General features: G+C 67.6%; 21 protein-coding genes and 1 pseudogene. 10 read left to right on the top strand and 12 right to left on the bottom strand.

What is annotated here, in order from left to right; all coding sequences use genetic code 11:
* Positions 1 to 6 precede the first annotated feature (6 nt).
* Positions 7 to 555 carry a hypothetical protein gene (locus tag ASD42_RS15105; RefSeq protein ID WP_056816974.1) on the bottom strand — a complete coding sequence of 183 codons (549 nt, stop codon included), beginning with the start codon at positions 553 to 555 and terminating at the stop codon, positions 7 to 9.
* Positions 556 to 663: 108 nt separating this feature from the next.
* Here ASD42_RS15105 and ASD42_RS15100 point away from each other — a divergent pair, with 108 nt between their 5' ends.
* Together ASD42_RS15100 and ASD42_RS15095 are read left to right on the top strand one after the other, a co-directional pair.
* Positions 664 to 1,812: a sensor histidine kinase gene (locus ASD42_RS15100; RefSeq protein WP_056817287.1), complete on the top strand. Its 1,149-nt coding sequence runs from the start codon at positions 664 to 666 to the stop codon at positions 1,810 to 1,812.
* Entirely contained in the window at positions 1,809 to 2,453 is a 645-nt protein-coding gene (locus ASD42_RS15095; RefSeq protein ID WP_056816971.1) for a response regulator, read from the top strand. The genes ASD42_RS15100 and ASD42_RS15095 overlap by 4 nt, the downstream gene beginning before the upstream one ends.
* Positions 2,454 to 2,524: 71 nt before the next feature.
* Here the strand turns inward: ASD42_RS15095 and ASD42_RS34405 are convergent, their stop codons facing one another.
* On the bottom strand, positions 2,525 to 2,671 hold the full coding sequence (locus tag ASD42_RS34405) for a hypothetical protein (RefSeq protein ID WP_156677475.1): 147 nt from the start codon (positions 2,669 to 2,671) through the stop codon (positions 2,525 to 2,527).
* Between the two features lie 280 nt (positions 2,672 to 2,951).
* On the opposite strand from ASD42_RS34405, the gene ASD42_RS15085 reads away from it, so the two are divergent.
* From ASD42_RS15085 to ASD42_RS15075, 3 genes are read left to right on the top strand one after another with little or no spacing between them, the layout of a single operon-like run.
* Complete coding sequence (locus ASD42_RS15085; protein WP_174555379.1) at positions 2,952 to 3,242, top strand: hypothetical protein; 291 nt, start codon at positions 2,952 to 2,954, stop codon at positions 3,240 to 3,242.
* 26 nt (positions 3,243 to 3,268) lie between these two features.
* Positions 3,269 to 3,853, top strand: coding sequence for an NAD-dependent epimerase/dehydratase family protein (locus tag ASD42_RS15080; protein ID WP_056816961.1), 585 nt, complete (start codon positions 3,269 to 3,271; stop codon positions 3,851 to 3,853).
* Between the two features lie 32 nt (positions 3,854 to 3,885).
* Positions 3,886 to 5,082 (top strand): GNAT family N-acetyltransferase, encoded by a 1,197-nt coding sequence (locus tag ASD42_RS15075; RefSeq protein ID WP_056816958.1) that lies wholly within the window; start codon positions 3,886 to 3,888, stop codon positions 5,080 to 5,082.
* 18 nt (positions 5,083 to 5,100) lie between these two features.
* On the opposite strand, the gene ASD42_RS15070 is transcribed toward ASD42_RS15075, so the two are convergent.
* The 4 genes and pseudogenes from ASD42_RS15070 to tnpA form a co-directional block, all read right to left on the bottom strand.
* On the bottom strand, positions 5,101 to 6,351 hold the full coding sequence (locus ASD42_RS15070) for a serine hydrolase (RefSeq protein WP_056816954.1): 1,251 nt from the start codon (positions 6,349 to 6,351) through the stop codon (positions 5,101 to 5,103).
* A gap of 245 nt (positions 6,352 to 6,596) precedes the next feature.
* Entirely contained in the window at positions 6,597 to 9,335 is a 2,739-nt protein-coding gene (locus tag ASD42_RS15065; RefSeq protein ID WP_056816952.1) for a fumarate reductase/succinate dehydrogenase flavoprotein subunit, read from the bottom strand.
* On the bottom strand, positions 9,332 to 10,075 hold the full coding sequence (locus ASD42_RS15060) for an ABC transporter ATP-binding protein (protein WP_056816949.1): 744 nt from the start codon (positions 10,073 to 10,075) through the stop codon (positions 9,332 to 9,334). Before ASD42_RS15060 ends, ASD42_RS15065 begins: the two co-directional genes overlap by 4 nt.
* Positions 10,076 to 10,132: 57 nt before the next feature.
* A pseudogene (gene tnpA, locus ASD42_RS15055) lies at positions 10,133 to 10,405 on the bottom strand (IS200/IS605 family transposase); the annotation flags it as partial.
* On the opposite strand from tnpA, the gene ASD42_RS15050 reads away from it, so the two are divergent.
* On the top strand, positions 10,376 to 11,620 hold the full coding sequence (locus ASD42_RS15050) for an RNA-guided endonuclease InsQ/TnpB family protein (RefSeq protein ID WP_056816945.1): 1,245 nt from the start codon (positions 10,376 to 10,378) through the stop codon (positions 11,618 to 11,620). The pseudogene tnpA and the gene ASD42_RS15050 sit on opposite strands and share 30 nt — an antisense overlap.
* Here ASD42_RS15050 and ASD42_RS15045 read toward each other — a convergent pair.
* The 5 genes from ASD42_RS15045 to ASD42_RS15025 form a co-directional block, all read right to left on the bottom strand.
* A complete protein-coding gene (locus ASD42_RS15045; protein ID WP_056816941.1) occupies positions 11,617 to 12,483 on the bottom strand; it encodes an ABC transporter permease in 867 nt (288 codons plus the stop codon). The two genes, ASD42_RS15050 and ASD42_RS15045, sit on opposite strands and share 4 nt — an antisense overlap.
* Positions 12,480 to 13,910: an ABC transporter substrate-binding protein gene (locus tag ASD42_RS15040; protein WP_056816939.1), complete on the bottom strand. Its 1,431-nt coding sequence runs from the start codon at positions 13,908 to 13,910 to the stop codon at positions 12,480 to 12,482. The genes ASD42_RS15045 and ASD42_RS15040 overlap by 4 nt, the downstream gene beginning before the upstream one ends.
* An 18-nt stretch (positions 13,911 to 13,928) precedes the next feature.
* Entirely contained in the window at positions 13,929 to 14,156 is a 228-nt protein-coding gene (locus ASD42_RS15035; protein WP_056816936.1) for a 4Fe-4S dicluster domain-containing protein, read from the bottom strand.
* Positions 14,156 to 14,932, bottom strand: coding sequence for a GntR family transcriptional regulator (locus tag ASD42_RS15030; RefSeq protein WP_056816935.1), 777 nt, complete (start codon positions 14,930 to 14,932; stop codon positions 14,156 to 14,158). The genes ASD42_RS15035 and ASD42_RS15030 overlap by 1 nt, the downstream gene beginning before the upstream one ends.
* 189 nt (positions 14,933 to 15,121) lie before the next feature.
* Complete coding sequence (locus ASD42_RS15025) at positions 15,122 to 15,796, bottom strand: PaaI family thioesterase (protein ID WP_056816932.1); 675 nt, start codon at positions 15,794 to 15,796, stop codon at positions 15,122 to 15,124.
* Between the two features lie 157 nt (positions 15,797 to 15,953).
* Here ASD42_RS15025 and ASD42_RS15020 point away from each other — a divergent pair, with 157 nt between their 5' ends.
* Positions 15,954 to 16,610: an HAD family hydrolase gene (locus ASD42_RS15020; protein ID WP_056816929.1), complete on the top strand. Its 657-nt coding sequence runs from the start codon at positions 15,954 to 15,956 to the stop codon at positions 16,608 to 16,610.
* A 1-nt stretch (position 16,611) separates the two neighbouring features.
* Here ASD42_RS15020 and ASD42_RS15015 read toward each other — a convergent pair whose 3' ends face one another.
* The gene (locus ASD42_RS15015) at positions 16,612 to 17,136 is read right to left on the bottom strand and encodes a DinB family protein (protein WP_056817284.1); all 525 of its coding nucleotides are present in this window, start codon (positions 17,134 to 17,136) and stop codon (positions 16,612 to 16,614) included.
* A 112-nt stretch (positions 17,137 to 17,248) separates the two neighbouring features.
* Here ASD42_RS15015 and ASD42_RS34400 point away from each other — a divergent pair, with 112 nt between their 5' ends.
* Genes ASD42_RS34400 through ASD42_RS15000 form a run of 3 tightly spaced genes read left to right on the top strand, consistent with a single transcriptional unit; the run spans position 17,249 to position 18,503 of the window.
* Positions 17,249 to 17,734: a hypothetical protein gene (locus ASD42_RS34400; protein ID WP_056816926.1), complete on the top strand. Its 486-nt coding sequence runs from the start codon at positions 17,249 to 17,251 to the stop codon at positions 17,732 to 17,734.
* Positions 17,724 to 18,275, top strand: a complete 552-nt coding sequence (locus ASD42_RS15005) for a MepB family protein (RefSeq protein ID WP_084787152.1) — start codon at positions 17,724 to 17,726, stop codon at positions 18,273 to 18,275. The genes ASD42_RS34400 and ASD42_RS15005 overlap by 11 nt, the downstream gene beginning before the upstream one ends.
* 18 nt (positions 18,276 to 18,293) lie before the next feature.
* Positions 18,294 to 18,503: a hypothetical protein gene (locus ASD42_RS15000; protein WP_056817280.1), complete on the top strand. Its 210-nt coding sequence runs from the start codon at positions 18,294 to 18,296 to the stop codon at positions 18,501 to 18,503.
* Positions 18,504 to 18,539: the final 36 nt, after the last annotated feature.

The following is an 18,539-nucleotide window of genomic DNA, read 5'->3' as shown; positions in this document are numbered from 1 at the left end:
CCGGCCTCAGCTGCCGCGCGACCCGGTGACCCACACCGGCCCGGTGATCAGCCAGATCACGGTGATCACGCCGAGGCTGCCGAAGATCCCCATCAACTGCTCGCGCTGCTCGGCATCGGCGACCGTATAGCTCAACACCACGGTGAGCGCGCCGGCGATGGCGGCCGCACCGAGCCACCGGGAGAAATCGGCCCATTCCTTGCGGGTGCGCTCGGGCCCGTATTTCGGGACCTTCACCGGAACCGGCCCACCGGCGAATCGGTGGGCGAATCGCTCATCGGCCCAACGGATCATCCGGCCACCGAACATCACCGTGCAGCCGAGATAGATCCCGGCGACCCGATGGGCGAAGGTCACCTCGCCACCGCGATGCAGGTCGATCGCCACCGCGACCACCAGCACCACATCCAGGACCGGCACCAGCGCCAGCGTCACCGTGCTCGCGCGCGGCAGCCGGATCACATAGCGCAGCAGTAAACCGCCCACCACCAGCACCCAGAAACCGACTTCGCACGCGGCGATCGTCAGCAAAACGGGGTTGTTCAGTTCGTCCATTTCCTCACTGTGCCCGCGACACCGGTCCACCGTCGTCCCGCTTCGGGTCGTTGTCCGGTCCGCCTTTCGGGGGACCCGCCGCATGACGGCAGTGTGCTGAAATGGGGCATGCCACCACCGCGCACGCTCCTGAGCAGGTTCGCGGACGTCTTCGACAGCGCGACCTCCGCTGCCGTCGGGGTGTTTCTGGTGGGGCTGCTGCTGTGGGCCGCCGGGGGCTGGGCGGTCGCGGTGGACCGCGACCTGTACCCCCCGCCCGCGAAATTGGCGCTGCTGTGCGCGGCGTTCGCGATCCAGATGACCGCGCAACGCAGGCCCGCCCTCGCCTTCGGTCTGATGATCGTCCTGCTGGCCGGTGACTTCGTGTACGGTCCCTCGCTGCCGCTGTGGATCGCGCTGACCGACGTGATCTACCTGGCCGTCAGCACCGGATCGGACCGGCTCGGCGCGGTGGTCGGCTGGTTCTCGCTGACGGTCACCCTGGGCGGATCGCTGCTGGCGCTGGCCGTGGTCGGCCTCAGGGCGGCGCTGTACACCGCTCTGATCGGTGTCGCGCTCACCTGGTCGCCGCTCGGATACGCGCGCGCGGTGCGCGCCTCCCGTCGCACCGTCGACGCCGAACGCGTCGCTGCCCGCGCCGAGCTCACCGCGCGCGACGCCGAACGGTCCGCCGCGATCGGCGAGGAGCGCAGGCGGTTGGCCCGAGACCTGCACGACGCGGTGGCAGGCCACGTCTCCGCTGTGGCGATCCTGGCCGAAGTGGCACAGAAGGATCCCGGCAATATCGCGGTCCTACAGACCATCCGCTCGGGCAGTCTGGCCGCACTCGAAGAGATGCGAACCACCATCGAACTGCTGACCGCACCCGACGACACCGCGGTGACCACGCGGCTCTCCTCCCTGGACGGCCTGATCGACGCGGCCGAGGCCGCAGGCGGTGCGGTGACCTTGCGACGGCCCGCCGACCTCGAACTGCCCATCGCGGTCGAGGCCGTGGTCACCCGGATCCTGAGCGAGACCCTGGCCAACGCGACCAAACACGCACCAGGCGCGCCCCTCGACATCGAATTGAGCCGCGATGCGACAAGATTGGTGATGACCGCGACGAATTCGATCCTACCGGGAGCGGCTCAGGGGCAGGGAAACGGATTGCGCAACATGATGTTTCGCGCGGAATCGGTCGACGGCGCGATCACCGCGGGCCCACACGACGGCACCTGGCGCGTGTCGGCGCGAATTCCACTGGGGGACAAGTGACAGTGACCGTGCTGGTGGCCGACGATCACGCCACCATCCGAGCGGGCCTGAGAATGCTGCTCGAGGTTTCCGGGCAGGTGCGGGTGATCGGGGAAGCGGCCGACGGCGCCGCCGCGGTGCGGCAGGCTCGTGCGCTGAGCCCCGATGTGGTGCTGATGGATGTGCGTATGCCGCGCGTCGACGGGCTGGAGGCCACCGCCGCCGTCGTCGCCGAAACCAGCGCCAAAGTGCTGGTACTCACCACCTTCGCCATCGACGAATACGTCCTCGGCGCGCTCTCGGCCGGTGCGAGCGGATTCTTGCTCAAGTCCGTCGGCGGCGACGACCTGGTCAGCGCCGTGCTGGCGGTGGCCGACGGGGACGCGGTCCTGGACCCGAAGGTGACGCGCGCGGTGATCGCCGCGCTGCCCCGCGTGGCCGACACCCCGCCCCCGCCGGACCTGTCCGCGCTCACCGACCGCGAACGGCAGGTGCTCGCCGGCCTCGGCGCCGGTCTGTCCAACATCCAGATCGGCACACGCCTGCGCATCGGCGAGGCCACGGTGAAGACGCACGTTTCCCGGGTGCTGAGCAAGCTCGGCGTGCAATCGCGCGTGCAGGCCGCGGTGATCGCATCGCAGTCCGGTCTCGATCTGCCCTGATTTCGATCGGGGCGAAACCGACGATGTCCCGGTACCGCGTGGGATACCGGGACATCGAGTCGGGACAGGGCTCAGCGTGCGGGATGCGGGTCGGACTGTTCCGGACTGATCCGGCGTGATTCAAACCAATAGGTCAGGAAAACGGTGGCGTAGGAAGCCGCCACCACTGCGGCGGTCACCAAGAGAAACGCGATGAACAAGGGAATCAAGAAAGCCATTGTGCCCTCCTCGCGGTACGGTAGGCGTGCGATGAAGGTGGTGGTCAGCGCCTCGTCGCGCCGAATCTGAACGAGCCCCGCACGTTCGATACTAGGGGCACGGCGCGACGCGGGCACGGATCCGCGGCTGTGACTGCGGTCATGGTTTGTGCGGAGTGTCGCCCACGTCACCGATCCGCCCATGAGGTTGAATGTTCAACATATCTGGGTTCTACCGCGTCACGAGTTCTCGACATCGGCTTCACCACGAACAACCGACGAAGGAGCACCGATCGTGAGCATGATCCTGGCCGCAGTGCACGACACCTATGGCATCGTTGTCGCCCAGGTGGGCAATCCCACGCCGGAGGCACCGCCGATGGCCGACAAGGTGATGCAGCTGGGCCGGTATTTCACCTGGATGATCCTGTTGTCCGGCGTCACCGCCATCACCTATGGCGGCGGCCGCTTCGCCTGGGAGAAGTGGAACGGCGGAGGCCTGCAATCGCCGAAGATGATCGCCAGCGCCATGGCGGGCGGCGCGGTCGCCACCAGCGCGGGCACGATAATGAACGCGGTCATCGGGGCCTGAGAACCGTCCCCGCTACTGTCGGGGACGTGCGTATCTTTCTCGCGGGCGCCACGGGCGTCATCGGATCACGGTTGCTACCACTACTGGTCGGCGCCGGTCACGAGGTGGCCGGCCTGACCCGTTCCCCGAGTAAAGCGGCGGCCGTCCGTGCGGCCGGAGCCGACGCGGTGGTCCACGACGTCTACGACGCCGACGGCCTCACCACCGCCGTGGTCGACTTCGCCCCCGACCTGGTCATGCACCAGCTCACCGACCTCCCCGACGATGTGGCGCGACTGGCCACCGCCGGGGAGGCGAACTCCCGTATCCGCACCGAGGGCACCGCCAATCTGCTCGCGGCCGCCACGGCCGCCGGGGCGAAACGCTTTCTCGCCCAAAGCATCGCCTGGTCACCGCCGGCGGGTCGCGGCGACGCGATCGCGACCCACGAATCCGCCGTGCTCGCCGTGGGCGGCGTAGTGCTGCGATACGGCCAGTTCTACGGTCCGGGAACGTACTACGAGTCGACCCCACCGGCGCATCCCCGCATCCACGTCGACACCGCCGCCGCGCGCACACTCGACCTGCTCGAAGCGCAGACCGGCGTCGTTGTTCTCGTCGATCCCGAGTAGAGGCACTGCCCCGGATAGGGAACAGTGAGGGGATGGCTGTTGACGTAGACACCCTTCACAGCGACGACGATCTGCACGCGGCGGGTGCGCTGTTCCGCGCGGCGATGGTGGGACTGCCACCGCTGCCACCGCATCGCGATCACCTGTCCGAACCGGGCCGCACGCTCGGTGTGCGCATCGACGGTCGGCTGGTCGGCACCGCGGAGTCCTACACCAGCTGGCTGGTCGTCCCCGGCGGCGCGCGCGTTGCCCATGCCGCGGTGACGCATGTCGGTGTGCTGCCGACGCACACCCGGCGAGGAGTGCTCACCGCCCTGCTGCGCCGACAGCTCGACGACATCGCCGAGCGTGGCGAAGTGGTGGCCACCCTGCGTGCGTCCGAGGGCTCGATCTACGAGCGTTTCGGCTACGGCGTGGCGAGTTCCTTCGCGCGCCTGGATCTTCGCCGCGGCCGAGCCCGCCTGCGCGACACGGTGCCGCCGTCCGGCCCGGTGCGGTTCGTCGAACCGGCCGACGCGTGGAAGCTGTTCCCACAGATCTACGCGAGTGCCGCGATCTCGTGGACCGGTGCGATCGATCGTCCCGATTACTGGTGGAAGCTCAAGGAACGCACCGCAGCCGAACCGCTGTACACGGTGACGCACGGCCCGATCGGCGCCGAGGACGGGTTCGCGCGCTACCACCCGGTCGATACCGCGAACTGGTTCACCAGCCGCGAACGCACGATCGTCGTCGACGATCTCGTGGCGACCACCCCGCAGTCCTACCTCGGTCTGATCCGACACCTGCTCGCGGTCGATCTCGTCGACAAGGTGACCTTCGCGTTCGCGCCGGTGGACGCGCCGCTGCGGCACCTGTTCGCCGACGAACGCGCGGTCGAGGTCGCCGCGGTGCACGACGAGACCTGGCTGCGACTCGTCGATGTCCCCACCGCGCTGGCCCGCCGCACCTACCGCGACGCACCGCCGGTGATCATCGAGGTCGACGATCCGATCCGCACCGCCAACACCGGCCGATACCGGATCCGCGCGGACGAGATCACCAGGGTCGACGACCCGGCCGATGTCAGCGTCGATGTCGCCACGCTCGGCGCGATCTACCTCGGCGGGTCGACCTGGCGCCAGCTCGCCTTCGCCGGTCGTGTCGTCGAGCACCACGCGGGCGCCGTCGACGCCGCCGACAACCTGTTCGCCACGCCGAACCTGCCCTTCAGTGGAACGTTCTTCTGACCGACGTGATCGGTTCGATCAGGGATGAAAGAGCCGATCGGCGGGCGCCAGCGGGCGCAGCGTGTCGGAGATCTGGGCGACCAGTCGCCACGGCCGTTCGAGGTCGGTGGCTGCCTTGCCGCTGGTCAGGATGGCGCCGGAGAGGCCACGGTCGGGATCGGCCCAGCCGTATTGGGTGGTGAGCCCGCTCCGCCCGAAATGGGAACCGGTATCGCGGCCGAATTTCGATCGGCGGGCGCCGAGCTCGAATCCCGCGCGGCTGACGCGACCGGCCAGGCCGGGCATGCGATCGGCGGGGGCGATCGCCGCGCGCAGCGTGGCGGGCCCGATGATTCGTCTTCCATCCAATTCTCCACCGCGCGCGAGGATTTCGTAGAACCGCGACAGTTCGTAGGCGGTGGTGACCAGGTTGCCCGAGGGGAGTTCGGCGGCGAGGAAGGCGTCGTTGGTCGCCTTCGATGCCTTGTCCATATGGCCGCCGAGTGCCTTGTTCGCCAGGAATCGGGCCAACCGCGGCTGCGGCGGACCGGTCTTCACACTGGGTACGACCTTGTCGACATCGGCGGGATCGACGCCGAAGTTGTTCCAGCGGAAGCCGAACGGTGTGAGCACCTGGTCGGCGAGGTGCTCGCGCATCCGCTTGCCAGTGGCTCGTTGGACGAGCAGTCGTTGGATCAGTCCGCTGGTCAACGCGTGGTAGACGCGGAAACGGCCGGGCGGCCAGCTCGGCACCAGATCGGTGAGGGCGGCGAGGGCGAGTTCCTCGTCGAGGACCGCGGCGGTTCCGCTGTGCGGTGCGGTGATGAACGGAATACCCGCCGAATGCGACAGCACATCGCCGATGGTGATCACGCCCTTGCGGTGGGCGGCGAACTCGGGAATATAGTCGGCCACAGGGTCTTTCAGTGCGAAAGCGCCCTGCTCGATGAGCATGAACATCACCGTGGCGGCGACGCCCTTCGCGGTGGAGAACCCGCAGAACGGTGTCTGCGGTGTCGCCGGGATCAGCTCGGCGTCGGGACCGTCGCTCGGGGCGTTGCCCCACCCGTGACCGATGGTCCGGTTGAGCACGATCGCGCCGTTGCGTCGCAGACACACCTGAATGGCCGGTGTCGTGCCCATCGCGTACCACGTGCGCACCGACGCCCAGATCGCCTCGACGTCGGCACGCGACGACCCGGCATCGGCCGGATCGTCCTCGTGGCCGACCGTGGTCACCGCGTCCAGATCCTCGGTAACCCTCACCAACGTGGCTGGAAGTGCACTCATCGGGCCAGCCTACCGACGGCGAGCTGTGATAATCCTGAGCGCGCTTCCCGCTGATCGGTGACACAGCGTCGTCGACGGGTCCGCGAACTCCGAGCTGTGCCGACCGGGATCGGGGGTCGCGCACGCCCGACCATCGGAGTGCTCGCCCGCGTTCGGGCGCTGTGTTCCGGGCCCGACGCCGCCCGCCCGGAGCAGTGACCATCGCGCCGCATCCGCGCTGTGGCAACGCCGCGACGAGTTGCTGATCACGCCTTGGCCTCGGCCAGTGCCGCGTCGACACGAACAGCGTCGACCGGGTCGCGACCTGCGGCGGTCACCGCGCGGCGGGCATAGGCACGGACGTCGGCGTCGGGATCGGCGATCGCCGACTCGAGCGCGTCGAGGGCGGCGGCACTGCTCGGCCAGGTCGACAGGGCCAGGACCGCCGCCTTGCGCACATCGAGGTGACGGTCGGTGAGCGCCTCGCTCAACGGCGCCACGCCCGTCTCCGGGGTCGAACCTGCCAGCCCGCGCGCCGCGCCGACACGCACCTGCCAGGCGGAATGTCGCAGTGCCGCACCGAGTTCGGCGTCGTCCTCGTCGGCGGTGCCCAGCGCGGCATACGCGGAGAGCGCGGCAGCGCGGACCAGCGGATCGGGATCGCCGGCGAGCACGCGGATCACCTCGACACCGCCGTCACCGATCGTGGCGAGCCCGTGCGCGACCGCGATGCGCACCTCACGGTTGACATCGCCCGCGATCGAGGACACCGCGTCGGCATCGTCGAGCGAAACCAGTGCGCGCACCGCCTCGATCCTGACCCGATGATCGGTATCACCCAGTGCCGCACGGTAATCCGGTGCCGACCCGGCCCGCAGCGCGCGCAACAGATCGACGACGGTCGCGCGAACCAGGGGATCGGGGGAGCCCAGATGCTCGCCCAGGGCACCGGCCCCCGCGAGCACCTCGACCAGTTCCCGCAGACTCTCGGTGGCCGCTCGGCGCACCGAGGCCGCCTCATCGCCCAGCGCCCGCACCAATTCCTCGGCGAATCCGTGGGGGGTGTTCTCGGTGAGCACCGACAGCGCCGCGACGCGCACCACCGGATCGGGATCGGTCAGGTAGCTCGAAACATCCTCGACCGCAGGGGAATCCAGTGCGAGCAGGGTGACCAGCCGCGGCGAGGACGGCGATACCGGTGCGACCTCGTCGCGCACGGGGGCCTCGCGCTGTGGCGCCCGCGTCCCGACCAGTTCGGGCTGGGCGATCACCTCGACGATCGACTCGGCCGAGGGCACATCGTCAAGACCGGGCACCGGCACCAGATACGGCGCCACCGAGCGCTTGACGAATTCCATCGCCCCGTCGACCGTCTTGCGCAGGTTCAGATGGAAGTTCCACGACTCGTCGTCACGCTCGGGCAGATCGGCGCGATCGTGATAGAGACCCCACCGCGACTCGGTGCGGGTCAGCGAACTGCGCGAGGCCATTTCGGCGCAATCGCGGATGAACTGCACCTCGACGGCCCGCATCAGTTCGTGCGGAGTCTGCGCGCCGATGCCGTCGACCTCGGAGCGCATCCGCTCGAAGGTCTCGACGGCGATCGAGAGCTTGGCCGCCGTCTTCGGGGGCGCCACATAGTCGTTCACGAACCGGCGCAGCTTGTATTCGACCTGTGGCTGCGGCGGTCCCTCGGGCTGACGCAACGGCCGGTAGATCAGTTCGTGGGCTTCGGCGAGCTGGTCCTCGGGCAGGTCGGCCGGTGCGTCGAGCCGGTCCAGCGTCGACGCCGCGTGGGCGCCGGCCAGATCGCCGTAGACGAACGCGCCGATCATGTAGTTGTGGGGCACGCACGCCAGGTCGCCTGCCGCGTACAGGCCGGGCACCGTGGTCCGCGCGTTCTCGTCCACCCACACCCCGGACGCGGAATGTCCACCACACAAACCGATCTCGGAGATGTGCATCTCGATATCGTGGGTGCGGTAATCGTGTCCGCGATTGGCGTGGAAGGTTCCTCGGGTGGGGCGCTCGGTGGTGTGCAGGATCGATTCGAGCGTCGACAGCGTCTCGTCGGGCAGGTGCGAGACCTTGAGATAGATGGGCCCGCGCGCGGATTCGATCTCCTGCTTGACCTCGGCCATCATCTGACCGGACCAATAGTCGGAGTCGACGAAACGCTCACCCTCGGCGTTGACCTGATAGCCGCCGAACGGGTTGGCCACATACGCGCAGGCAGGACCGTTGTAGTCCTTGATCAACGGGTTGATCTGGAAGCACTCGATACCGGAGAGCTCCGCACCGGCGTGGTAGGCCATCGAATAGCCGTCACCGGCGTTGGTGGGGTTCTCGTAGGTGCCGTACAGATAGCCCGACGCGGGCAGGCCGAGCCGACCACACGGGCCCGTCGCCAGAATCACTGCTTTCGCGGCCACCTCGACGAATTCGCCGGTGCGCGTGTTCAACGCGGCCGCACCCACCGCGCGTCCGTCGGCGGTGAGCACCCGCACCGGCATCAGCCGGTTCTCGATGCGGATCTTCTCGCGCATCTTCCGTTGGCGCAGTACGCGATAGAGCGCCTTCTTCACATCCTTGCCCTCGGGCATCGGCAGCACATACGACCCCGACCGATGCACCCGGCGCACCGCGTACTCGCCGTACTCGTCCTTCTCGAACTTCACCCCGTACCGCTCGAGCCGCTGCACCATCGCGAAACCCCGTGTGGCCGTTTGGTACACGGTGCGCTGGTCGACGATGCCGTCGTTGGCCCGGGTGATCTCGGCGACGTAGTCCTCCGGTTCGGCCTTACCCGGGATAACGGCGTTGTTCACACCGTCCATGCCCATGGCCAGCGCACCGGAATGCCGCACATGTGCCTTCTCGAGCAGCAGCACGTTCGCGCCGGACTCGGCGGCGGTGAGCGCGGCCATGGTGCCCGCGGTGCCACCACCGATGACGAGCACATCGCAGTCGAGACGGATACGGTCGGATAGTTCGGGAATGTTCACAGAGACTCCAGGATTCGGGCCCGCAGGGCGCTCCGGTCCACCGGTTCGCGCGGGTCGGGTACCTCGACGACCGCGCGCAGCGAACCGGCGCCGAGTACGGCGATCCGATCGCCGAGCAGCAGGGCTTCGTCGAGGTCGTGGGTGACGAAAACGATCGTGGTCGGGTGCGCGCGCCAGGTTTCGACGAGCAGTCGCTGCATCTCCGCACGGGTCTGGCTGTCGAGCGCGCCGAAGGGCTCGTCCATGAGCACCGCGCGCGGCGAGCCCGCCAGGCTGCGGGCGAGCTGAACTCGCTGGCGCATCCCGCCGGACAGATCGCGCGGTAGATAGTCGGCGTAGCCGCTGAGCCCGACCTCGTCGAGCCAGCGTTGCGAACGTTGCGCCCGCTCGGTGCGCGACACTCCCCGAAGGCGTAGCGCCAGATCGATATTGGCGCGCGCGGTGCGCCACGGAAGCAGCGCGTCGTCCTGGAACACCAGTGCGCGATCGGCCGAGGGGCCGGTCACGGTGTCCTCGTCGGCGCGGATCACCCCGGCGGCGGGCTTGCGCAGTCCGGCGATGGCGCGCAACAACGTTGACTTGCCACAGCCGGATTTGCCGACCAGGACCAGGATCTCGCCCGCCGCGACGGTCAGATCGAAGTCGCGCACAACAGTTTTGGGGCCGTAGCTGATACGAACGGCCTCGAGGCTCAAACGCATGCCGACGGAGACGGTCGGCGTGGCGGTGGTCGTGGTCATCGGGAAAGCTCCAAGGAAACCCCCGGATTTATCCGTGGGGAGGAATGGGAGTGCCTTTCAAGCGTCTTTGTGGTTCTCGACATAGCGTTTCACTGCCTCCAGGGTTGCGCCGCCGACAGTGGCGACGAAGTACGAATTGGTCCACAGGGTGGGCAGGCGGGCCTCGGCCGAAGCGCGGGCCAGGTCGGTGAGCATGAGGGTGGGGAACTCGGCGCGCAGTACTCGCGAGGATCGGCCCTTGATCTGCTTGACCCGCCGGTGAATCCCGAACTCCGGATCACACGAGACGAGCAGTTGCACATGGTCGGGCATGGTTTCCAGCTCGATGATGGGGGCTGTATAACTTTTGGTGTGGATGAAGTAGTGCGCTACACCTACCGTCTGCGCCCCGGCGCGCACGCGGCGCGCGCGCTCGAATCCGAATGGCATCGTTGCCGATTCCTGTGGAACGAAGCCGTCCATCAGCGGCGTGAGGGCGGTAAACCCAACTTCTCGCGCCTGTCGAAGATGCTCACCGAAGCGCGCGCCCGCACCACATGGTTGCGTGAGGGATCGCAGGTCGCCCAACAGCAGACGCTGCGCACCTACTCTCGAGCGCTGGACCAGTCGTTCAAGGTGAAGGGCCGCGGCCTGCCGGTCGTGAAGTCGCGCAAGAAGGCTCTGCCGTCGCTGGAATACACGACGCGCGGGTTCGGTATCAGCGGTGGTCGTTTGACCCTGCCGAAAGGCGTCAGCATCCCCGTGGTGTGGTCGCGGGAACTGCCCTGCGCACCAACCTCGGTCCGCGTCTACCGAGACAGCCTCGGCCACTGGTACGCCTCGTTCGTCGTACGCCGATCGGTCGACGCGCTTCCTGTCGCGACCGGCAGTATCGGGATCGACTGGGGTATAACCACGACCGCGACCACAACCGACCCCGACCATGATCTGCCGTATCTCGGGCATCGGAAGCGGTGCGCCGCCGAACTCGCGCGTGCTCAGCGGAAGATGGCCCGCCGCCGTCGGCCGAAGGGGCAGGCGCAGAGCAACGGCTACCGGCAGGCTCGGCGTGAAGCCGCCCGCTTGTACAAGAAGGCGGCCAGGCAGAACACTCACACCGCGCGGGTATGGGCTCGCCGTGTCGTCGCCGACTATCACACCATTGCGGTGGAGGACTTCAAGCCGAAGTTCCTTGCCCGTTCCACGATGGCGCGGAAAGCGGCGGACGCTGCGATCGGTGCCGCGAAACGAGAGTTGATCGAACGTGCTACGCGGGCGGGGCGAAGGGTGGTGTTGGTTCCGCCCGCTTACACCACGATGACCTGCGCGAGCTGTGGAGCGAGAGCCAAGCAGCGGCTTGCGTTGGATGTACGGATCTTCTGTTGCGGGGACTGTGGGCACGCCGCAGACCGTGACCGGAACGCCGCCGCTGTAATCCTGGCGGCCACGGTAGAACTCGACCGTGTCAGTGTTGACGACGTAAGACATTGTTGGCCTCCTTTCGGGGCGGTTGATGGTGCGGTCCGAGCTGGAAATCCCCCGGATTTATCCGTGAGGAAGGGTTAAGAGGCAACCTCTCGCGGCAGCCAGCGGGTCACCCGACGGCCTGCCAGTTCGACGATTCCGGAGGTGAGGAAACCGAGTACACCGATGGTGATCATCCCGACGAACACGGCCGGGTAGTCGACGATGGTGTAGGACTGCCAGGTGCGGTAGCCGATGCCGAGGCGCCCGGAGATCATCTCCGCGGAGATCAGGCAGATCCAGGCCACACCCATGCCCACCGACAGCCCGCTGAACACACCGGGCAGGATGCCGGGCACGACGACCCGGGTCAGCACCTCCCGCCGCGAGGCGCCCAGCGTGCGGATGGCGTCCTCCCAGATGGTCGGCAGCGCCCGCGTCGCATGCCTGGTACTCACCAGCACCGGGAACAGCGACGCGGTGAAAGTGATGAACACGATGCCGGATTCGTCACTGGGGAACAGCAGGATCGCCACCGGCACCAGCGCGATCGCCGGAATCGGTCGGATCAGCTCGGCCAGCGAGCCGAACACATCGGCCAGCAGTCGCGACCGACCGAGCCCGATGCCCGCCAGTACCCCGACGACCGCGGCCAGACCGAATCCGGTGACGATCCGGATCAGCGACTGCGCCACATCGAGGTAGTACTGACCGGTCCCGAGATGTTCACCGAACTCGGCGACGATCTCGGTCACCGTCGGCAGCGTGTCGAACCGCAACCCCGCACGCACATTGCCCGCGGTGAGCAGCTGCCACAGACCGACGGCCGCGGCCACCGAGGCGACTCGGATCACCCGCGAGACCCACACCGATCTGGTGGGAGCGCTGTCGGCGCGCAGCGCGGCGGTATCGGTGCTGTCGACACCGGTCCCGGTCGGGGCGGACAGCCCGGAAGCCGTGCTCATCCGCGGACTTCCGTGACGGCCTGCTCATAGGAGACCGGCGCGGCGGCGGGATGGGTACCGCGATAGCGGTCGGCCGCTGCCTGTGTGGTGAACGGCAGGAACTGCGTGCCCTCGCGCAACCAGATGGCCTTGTCGGCGAACCAGCGAGTACCCAGTTCGGCATCGGGGACATACACCGCGCGAATCGTCTTGCCCTGCGCCTTCGCCGCCTGCACCGCCCGCAACAGGCAGCCGGGGTTCGCGGCGGGTTGGGGCTTGTCGGCGCCGTCGACCCAGACCTCGCCGGCCAGTGCCGGATCACTCACCGCCACAGCGCAGATCGGATCGGTCCCGGTCACCTTGCTCGGGTTGACCCTCGACGCCAGCGCGGTGTCGTAGTCGGTACGGCCGGTCTCGGCGAACGCCTTGCGCAGCGGCGCGTCCTGGACGAAGGCGTCGATGTCGAGATCGGCGAAATCTCCGATCGACTTCAGGTAGTTCACGTCGTCCTTGAACGCCGCGATCAGGTTCGCCTTGAGCGTGGTGTCGAAACTGGTACCGCCGGGACCGTTGTAGAGATAGACGACCTCTTGCGGCAGGCCCGACCCCTTGGCGACGAGATCGGCTGCCTCGAAGGGCTTCTCGTTGAGGAACGTGGTCGCGTCCAGTTGCGCCGCGAGGAAGGCCTGCAACACCTCCGGGTGGTCGGCCGCGTAGGTCCGGCGCGCCACCACGCCGTGGAAGGTCGGCACATTCAGTTCGGCGCCGTCGTAGAGCAGCTTGGCCTTGTTCTGCTGCACGAGCAGACCCGGCCACGCCACGAACTGCGACAGTGCGCCCACCTGATGCGATTCCAGCGCGGACGCCCCGACCTGCGGCTGCTGGTTGAGCACCTCCACACCCTTGGCCGGGTCGATCCCGGCCCGGCTCAGCGCCTGCACCAGGGTGCCGTGGCCCGCCGAACCCACGCTGGCCGAGATCTTCTGCCCGGCCAGATCGGTCAGCGAACGAGCAGGTGAATCATTGGGCACCACCACCATGTTCAGTGCGCCCTTGGGGTTGTAACCGGTGATCGACACCAGCTCGGTGCGTGCGCGTTCATTGGCCTGCGTGCGAGATCCGTTGATCAGCAACGGGTAATCGCCCATGGAGCCGATGTCGATCTTCTCGGCCACCATCTGCGCGGTGATCGGCGCGCCGGTGTCGTAGTCCTGCCACTCCACCTGGTACTTCGCGCCACCACCGTCGGTGATCTTCTGCAGCCGCTGCTCCAGGTACCCCTGCGCTCTCAGCAGGGTGCCCGCGGTGACGGTATTGATGGTCTTGGACTGGTAGCCGATGACGACCTTGACGGTGCCCGCCGGTGCGGCGTCGGTACTTTCGAGCGAGCAGCCCGCCGCGGTGAGCGCGAGAGCCAGTGCGACAGGGGCGAATCGAGTGATCTTCATGCGTGGAGTTCCCGGTTTTCAGCGGAGCAGATAGGGCATGTTGACGGTGACGGCGCCGGTGGGGCAGCGTGCCGCGCACGGCCCGCAGTACCAGCACTCGTCGACGTGCATGTAGGCCTTGCCCGAATCATCGTGGATGGCAAGGGAATCGAGCGGACACATGTCGACGCAGAGGGTGCAACCGGTGATGCACAGCGATTCGTCGATCGTCACCGGGACGTCGGCGCGCTGGGGGACCAATGCCATTACAGGACCTTCCATTCGGGGGTGCTGCGGGTGAGGCTGCCGCGCATGGTGATGCGGTCACCGCGCATGCGGATGTATTCGAGATCGACGGGTCGGCCGTCGTCGAGGTGGGTGAGTCGTTCGAGCATGAGCAGCGGCGCACCGGCCGGGGTATCGAGCGTGGTCGCGGTGTGTGGATCGGCCGCGACGGCTTCCAGTGCGAGATCGGCGGCGCCCAGCGACTGGCCGGTGATCTGTTCGAGCAGCACGAACACGTCGGTGGTCTCGAGATCGTGGGTGAGCAGCTCGGCGCCGATATCGGGCGCGAGGTAGGTGAGGTCGAGGCTCAGCGGCAGATCGGCGAGAAACCGCAGGCGTTCGATGTAGACGACTTTGTCGCCGGGCGCCAGCTCGAGCCGGCGCGCGACGGCCGGGGGAGCGGTGATCGTGGTGGCCGCACGGACCTCGTTGCGGACGGTGCCGTGTCCTTTGAGGGTCTCCTGCAGGCCGAGCAGGGCGTCGAGGCCGTGGTCGAACTTGCGGGCGGCGACCCGGGTGCCGAGTTTCGGGGCGCGATCGATGAGCCCCTCGTCACGCAGCAGCGCCAGCGCTTCGCGCACAGTGTTGCGGGAGGTGCCGTGCTCGGCGGCGAGTTCCTGCTCGCCGGGCACCGTGCCCACCACCGCGCCCGCCAGGATCTGGTGACGCAGGATATCGGCGACCCGGCGCGCCCGATCGGCGCGCTGACCGCGAATCGGGGTGGGCTCGGAAGCCCCTGTTTTCTCGCTGACCTGCATGAACAGCGACGATAGCGGCGATTTCGCGGCACTCGGCCCGTCGCGATTCCGACGTGAAGTCAGGGGATGTTTCTACGCCGGGCGGTGGTTCGCGCGACCTGCGGGTATCGGCGGCTAAACCGCTATTGCGCCACCTCGTGGCGCGCGGCCGACATTGCGATCACGTCGATCGCAATGTCGGCGCGGGGCTCATGGCTGGCCGGGATTGAGCACGATGAACAGCCCCTTGGCCTCGGCGCACAACCGGTCGTCGTCGTGCATCGTCGCCCGTAGGTACACCTTGCGGCCTTCGACTTTCTCGGTCCACGCGCGCACCGTCAGTTCGCGGTTGAGCGGGGTGATCGAGCGGTAATCGAGGGTGAGCGAGGCCGTGCGGGTCACCGACTTGGTGGACAGCGCGGCGGTCATGCCGATGATGTCGTCGAAAGCGAGGGCGATGTGCCCTCCGTGGGCGGCGTTGTTGCCGCCCAGGTGGAAGCTGCGGAAGGTGACCTTCGCGGTGACGCCGTCGCTGTCACCGCTGACCACCGTGTACGGCGGCAGGGTGATGTTGCCGCGCGCGGGCAGGTCGGTGCGGGTCCAGCTGGGCGAGGACCACTCGTCCACCACTGCCTCGTCGAGGCGGGCATTGAGCTGCTCGAGGGTCGCGATGGTCTCTTTGGCGAGCTCGTCGGACGGGTTCACCAGCCGCGCGCGGTCCATCAGCACGCGGACCTGTTCGATCAGCTCGCCGTAGTGCGGCCCGCCCACCGGGTTGTCGGCACTGCGGTTCTTCCGCGCCTGGATCAGCTCGGCGACCGGCCGGAATCCACCTTCGTGATGCTTCTCGTCCGGGAGCGAGTTGCCGACCTGTGTATCGTCCATATGCAACACGTTATCGCTGCCGAGCTGGATGTTCGCGCCGGGGATCGGTGTCAGGTCAACTAGGCTGGGTCCCGATCACCGAGTAGGTCCTACGGACCGGAGCGTCGGCGCACCACCGGTGGTGCCCCCTCCGGGTGAGCGGCGAAAGGCTGAGCGCATGGGTATCGCGGCGGTTGTGTTCGACATGGATGGCGTGCTGATCGATTCCGAACCCATCTGGGAACAGGTCAGGCACGATTATGTGGTCCTCAAAGGTGGCCGGTGGCAACCGGATTCGCAGAAGAAGATGATGGGGATGAACACCCTCGAGTGGTCGTCGTATCTGGCCGACGATCTCGGTGTGGCCGAACCGGCCGGCAAGGTGGCTGCCGACGTCATCGATCTGATGGCCGACCGATACGCCCATCACGTCCCGCTGTTGCCCGGCGCGGTCGAGGCGGTCCAGCGGTGCGCGGGAAGCTGGAAACTCGGCCTGGCCAGCTCTTCGCCTGCCACGGTGATCGATCTGGTGCTCGCGAAGTCCGGCCTGCTCGACCTGTTCACCACGGTGCTGTCCACCGAGGAGGTCGGACGCGGCAAGCCCGCACCCGATGTCTACCTGACCGTCGCGCAGCGTCTCGGTGTGGACCCGAAAGACTGTACAGCCGTGGAGGATTCGACCAACGGTCTGCTCTCCGCGCACGGCGCCGGGATGCGTCTGATCGCGGCGCCGCGCCCGGAATTCCCGCCGCGGCCCGACGTGCTCGCCCTGGCCGACGCGGTCATCGGCGATCTCGATCAGCTCACCGCCGACGTCGTGACCGGGACCGTCTGACTCAGAAGCTGCCGGTGACGCCATCGATTCGCTCGCGCAGCAGGTCGGCGTGGCCGTTGTGGCGGGCGTATTCCTCGATCATGTGCAGGTACACCCAGCGCAGGGTGTAGTCGTCGCTGCGCCACGGAACGTGGAACACATGGTCGAGGGAGAGGTCGGCGACGGCGGCGTCACAGGCGGCGACCTCGGCGTGGAAGGCGGTGAAGACCTCCTCGGCGGGCAGAGACGCGAGGTTGTCGAAATCGGCGTCGGGCTCGTCATCGGTGCTGTAAACCGGTTGGACTTCCTGGCCTGCCGCGGACAGCCGGAACCAGCCCCGCTCCACTTCGGTGAGATGGCGGACCAGCCCGAGCAGCGACAGCGTCGACGGCTCCACCGACCGCGTGGCGAGCTGTTCGCCGTCGAGTCCACCGCATTTGCCGAGCAACGTCTGGCGGTGAAAGTCCAACCAGGACTGCAACATCGCCCGTTCGTCAGCGCCTACCAGGGTCCTGGTGGGCTCGAGTTCGGGTGCTTTCCACGTCATCGAGGCGAGGCTACCCGCCGCCATATCCCGGTGCAGCTCGATTTCGAGTGTCGCGTCACCGATTCATCGGTCCGCCCGCTCGGAGCCCTCGCTGATCCGGCACACTGGCCCGATGGGTGACCAACGCGACGACCAGCCCGAAGTCGTAGTCCACGTCGGTGACGGCTCCGACGCGCCGCACCCCGTCGACCCCGCCCGGCCGGGTCTCACCGCTACCGATCCCGCGCCCGAACACCCCTTCCTCTTGCTCACCCGGACCCCCACGGACCACATCCAGGCCCGCTACCTCCCCGATGGCACCTACGAACTCGAACACACTACCGGCCCCACCCACCGCCACCTGTTCACCAGCGACGCCCTCCTGGTCCGCGACATCGTCTGGTCCTGGGTCCAACGCGACACCTGGTGGTCCGACACTGTCGCCTGGACCACCGTCGATCCCGCCATCGCCGAACTCCACGCTCTGCACACCGAACTCACCGACATGCTCGACGGCATCTCCCTGATGGACTCGATCACCGACGAACTGGACCAGGCCCTGGCCCGCGCCGACGAACTCCTCGACGCCGACTTCGATTTCGACCTCGGTGAACAGTAGGCCGGCCACGGCCGTGCATCCTGACGTGGCCGAGGCGCGAAATCTCATCAGCGCTCTGGGGCTGCACATTTCAGCCGCCGTTCCCGAGGTGGACAACGCCGAGTACGGCGCGGTCGTCTCGAATGTGGGTGGTGGTTCGGTCAGGTTCCGGGTGGGCAAGCAGACCCCGACGAAGGTTGGTTTGTTCGTTTCCGTGTGGCGGCGTGCCGAGGACGGTTCGACGGAGCCTTTCGCGGCCGAGGACGGCGTCGATCTGCTGGTGATCACCGCCCGCACCGGACCGCGTTTCGGGCAGTTCGTGTTTCCCACGAGCGCACTTGTCGAACACGGGATCGTGTCGGTCGCCGGTCGTGGCGGCAAGCGCGGGTTCCGGGTCTACCCACCGTGGTCGCAGACAGCGAACGCACAGGCGCGACGCTCGCAGAAGTGGCAGTGTGGCTACTTCCTCGACCTCGAAGAGATGGATTCGCCGACCGCACGGAATCTGTACGAACCGGTGTACCTTCCCCTGGCTCATCGCACAACGGCGAGTAGCGGTTAGGTGAATTACAGTGGCGCCGTGGGGATTACCGAATACGGTCCGGGCGATGTCGTGTATTTCCCGGCGGGCCCGTTCAGCGGCATCTGCGGTGTCGTCCGGGAGGTCGACGCGCGGCGGGCACAGCTGCGCATCGAATTCGGGGAGGGGACCGTCCACCGGGAAGGCAATGTCCTGCGGGAGCGGCGGCACAAGCTGACTGTCGGATTCGACGAGGTCGAGTTGGTGTAGCGACTCGGAGCTCGTCTTGTGGCGCCTGCTGCAGGT

Source organism: Nocardia sp. Root136, from assembly GCF_001427185.1.
GTDB classification, from domain to species: Bacteria; Actinomycetota; Actinomycetes; order Mycobacteriales; family Mycobacteriaceae; genus Nocardia; species Nocardia salmonicida.
This window is presented reverse-complemented; position numbering and strand designations above follow the sequence as displayed.